Origin of the sequence: Segeticoccus rhizosphaerae (assembly GCF_009192725.1) — a bacterium.
Lineage (GTDB): Bacteria > Actinomycetota > Actinomycetes > Actinomycetales > Dermatophilaceae > Segeticoccus > Segeticoccus rhizosphaerae.
The window spans coordinates 1-3,077 of sequence record NZ_VOHR01000400.1 but is presented as its reverse complement, the minus strand read 5'-3'; the positions used below and the strand labels follow the sequence as shown (position 1 = coordinate 3,077).

The following is a 3,077-nucleotide window of genomic DNA, read 5'->3' as shown; positions in this document are numbered from 1 at the left end:
CCTGCCCACCGAGCCGGGCGGCCCGGCGGCCGGTGCGGTAGTCGCGGATCCGCCACCCGTGCTTCACGGCGTGCGTCCGGAGGGCCGCGTCGGGGTTGACCGCGCACGGGTGCCCCACGAGCGAGAGCATCGGGATGTCGTTGGCGGAGTCGGAGTATGCCGAGCACTCGGCCAGGTCGAAGCCCTTTTCCGCGGCCAGCGCGGCGACCGCCGTGGCCTTGGCCGGTCCGTGCATCGGGTCGCCGACCAGACGCCCTGTGTAGACGCCGTCCACGCTCTCCGCGACCGTGCCGAGCGCTCCGGTGAGGCCGAGCCGGCGCGCGATGACCGCGGCCACCTCCACCGGCGTCGCGGTGACCAGCCACACCTCCTCGCCGGCGTCGAGGTGCATGGCGGTCAAGGCACGGGTGCCCGGCCAGATCTTGGCGGCCATCACCTCGTCGTAGACCTCCTCGCCGATGCCGGTGATCTCGGAGACCGAGTGCCCGGCGACGAAGGCGAGCGCCTGCTCCCGGATCTGGTGGACGTGCTTGAGGTTCTCCCCGCGCACGATGAAGCTCAGCTGCTTCCACGCCATGGCCCGCACGTCGCGCAGCGTGAAGAACTCGCGCTGCCACAGGCCCTTGGCCAGGAGGTAGATGCTCGCCCCCCGCAGGACCGTGTTGTCCACGTCGAAGAAGGCCGCGGCACGGGGGTTCGGTGGCACCGCCAGGGCGTCGTCCAGCTCCGGCGCCATCGTGGGCGAGACCTCGAGGGCCTCGGCGCCGGGCGCGACGACGCGCTCCCGCTGTTCCTGCGCCTCGCCCTGCATGGGGCTCAGCGTAGGTCAGGGCGAAGGCGTGCGGCCGATCACGGCATACGGGCACGGAGGTGGGCCCGGTGGCCGAGGCGACCTACGCTGAGGACCATGAGTGACGACGAGCCGCGCGTGACCCTCATCGGGAAGCCGGGGTGCCACCTGTGCGACCAGGCGCGGGAGGTGATCGAGCGGGTCGCCGTCGACCTGGGGGTCGGCTGGACCGAGCTGTCGATCCTCGACGACCCGGCGCTGCGGGAGCGCTATGCGGAGCAGATCCCGGTCACCCTGGTCGACGGCCGGCAGCACGACTACTGGCGGGTGGACGAGGACCGGCTGCGGTCGGCGCTGTCCGGCTGACACGCCCGCTCCAGCCGACCCGGGCCGTCGGCGTGTCGTGCGGGGCCCGGAGCCGCACCTATCAGAAGTGCCCGGGTTTGCGCGACTTTGTGCGCACGTTCACAAAGACCTACTCTGGGGGGGACCTCATTCCTCCGGTTCGGGCGTTTGGTATGGCGCCCTAAATCGACAGAGAGGAGCCGGTGCGCCAGTGACCGCCGACCCCGCCGCTCGTCGTGGGATACCCGACGCCACCGTGGCGCGTCTGCCCGAGTATCTCCGGGCGCTCAGCAGCCTCGCCGGGCAGGGTATCGGATCGGTCTCCTCCGAGGAGCTCGCGGCCGCCTCGGGCGTGCGCTCGGCCAAGCTGCGCAAGGACCTGTCCCACCTCGGTTCCTACGGCGTGCGTGGCGTCGGGTATGACGTGGACCTGCTCGCCGCGGAGATCTCCCGTGAGCTGGGGCTCACCCAGGACCGCTCGGTGGCCATCATCGGGATGGGCAACCTGGGCCGCGCCCTCGCGGCCTACTCCGGCTTCGTCACCAAGGGCTTCCGCATCGTGGCGCTCGTCGACGACGACCCCGCCGTGGTGGGGGACACCGTCGCCGGGATCACCGTCCGCGCGCTGGACGACCTCGACCGGCTCGCCGCCGAAGGTCTGTCCATCGGCGTCATCACGACCCCGGCGCACTCTGCGCAGCTGGTCTGTGACCGGCTGGTGACCGCCGGGGTGCACGCCATCCTGAACTTCGCGCCGTGCGTGCTCGCGGTGCCCGACGAGGTCGACGTGCGCAAGGTGGACCTGTCCACCGAGCTGCAGATCCTCGCGTTCCACGAACAGCGCAAGGCCCTCGCCTCTGGCCTCGGCCTGGAGGAGGTTGCCCCGTGAGTCTGCTGGTCCTCGGGCTGTCACACCGGTCGGCGCCCCTCGAGCTGCTCGAGCTGGTCGCGCTGTCGTCCGAGCGAGCCGCGCAACTGGCCGACACCGTGCACCGTGCCGAGAGCGTCGGCGAGGCCGTCGTGGTCGCCACCTGCAACCGGGTCGAGGTCTATGCCGACGCGGTGACCTTCCACGGTGCGGTGAGCGAGATCGGCGAGGCCCTGTCGCGTGCCACGTCGGTGCCGATGGAGCGGCTGCGTGAGCACCTCTACGTGCACTACGAGGACCGCGCGATCGCCCACCTCTTCTCGGTCGCCTGCGGCCTGGACTCGATGGCCGTCGGCGAGGGGCAGATCCTCGGCCAGCTGCGTGAGGCGCTGCGCAGTGCCCAGCGGCAGCAGAGCATCTCCTCCATCCTCGGCGACCTCTTCCAGCACGCCCTGCGGGTGGGCAAGCGCGCCCACGCCGAGACCGAGATCGACCGAGTGAGCGGGTCGCTCATCGAGGCGGGACTGGAGCGGGCGGGGACCACCCTCGGGCCGCTCTCGCAGCAGCGGGTGCTGGTCGTGGGGGCCGGGTCGATGAGCAGCCTGGCCGCGATGACGTTGTCCCGCCGGGGCGCTCGCGAGCTGGTCATCCTCAACCGCACCGCCGCCACCGCCGAGCGCCTCGCGACCGCGACCGGCGGGTCGGCCCGCCCCTGGGGCGCCCTGGCCGAGTCCCTGACCGACGCCGACCTGGTCATCTCGTGCACCGGGGCGGTCGGACACGTCATCGACGCGGCTTCGGTGACCGCGGCGCAGACCGCCCGCTCGGGCCGCCACCAGGTGTATGTCGACCTGGCCCTTCCGCGCGATGTCGACCCCGAGGTGGGTCACCTCGCGGGCATCACCCTCGTGGGCCTCCGCGAGGTCGGGCAGCTGCTCGACGACTCGAGCACCGCTCCCCCCGTGCAGGCCGTCGAGGACCTCGTCGTGGGGGAGGTCGGCGCCTTCCTGGCCGGCCGCCGGGCCAAGTCGGTCGCGCCGACCGTGGCGGCGCTGCGCTCCCGCGCCGCCGACG

The 3,077-nt window shown here is 72.4% G+C and carries 4 protein-coding genes; 3 read left to right on the top strand and 1 reads right to left on the bottom strand.

The window, feature by feature from the left end:
• Positions 1–811, bottom strand: an 811-nt coding sequence (locus FRW57_RS19675) for an HAD family hydrolase (protein WP_152186840.1), incomplete at its 3' end; no start/stop codon positions are given.
• 96 nt (positions 812–907) lie between these two features.
• Between FRW57_RS19675 and FRW57_RS19670 the strand changes: the two genes are divergently transcribed.
• The 3 genes from FRW57_RS19670 to hemA form a co-directional block, all read left to right on the top strand.
• Positions 908–1,156 (top strand): glutaredoxin family protein, encoded by a 249-nt coding sequence (locus FRW57_RS19670; RefSeq protein ID WP_137121399.1) that lies wholly within the window; start codon positions 908–910, stop codon positions 1,154–1,156.
• Between the two features lie 190 nt (positions 1,157–1,346).
• The gene (locus FRW57_RS19665) at positions 1,347–2,024 is read left to right on the top strand and encodes a redox-sensing transcriptional repressor Rex (protein WP_238384655.1); all 678 of its coding nucleotides are present in this window, start codon (positions 1,347–1,349) and stop codon (positions 2,022–2,024) included.
• Positions 2,021–3,077, top strand: a 1,057-nt coding sequence (hemA, locus tag FRW57_RS19660) for a glutamyl-tRNA reductase (protein WP_152186839.1), incomplete at its 3' end; no start/stop codon positions are given. The genes FRW57_RS19665 and hemA, both read left to right, overlap by 4 nt.

What these genes read in the sequence shown, in the direction of transcription:
- FRW57_RS19670 (WP_137121399.1), top strand. Translation starts at nt 908, where the DNA reads ATGAGTGACGACGAGCCGCGCGTGACCCTCATCGGGAAGCCGGGGTGC.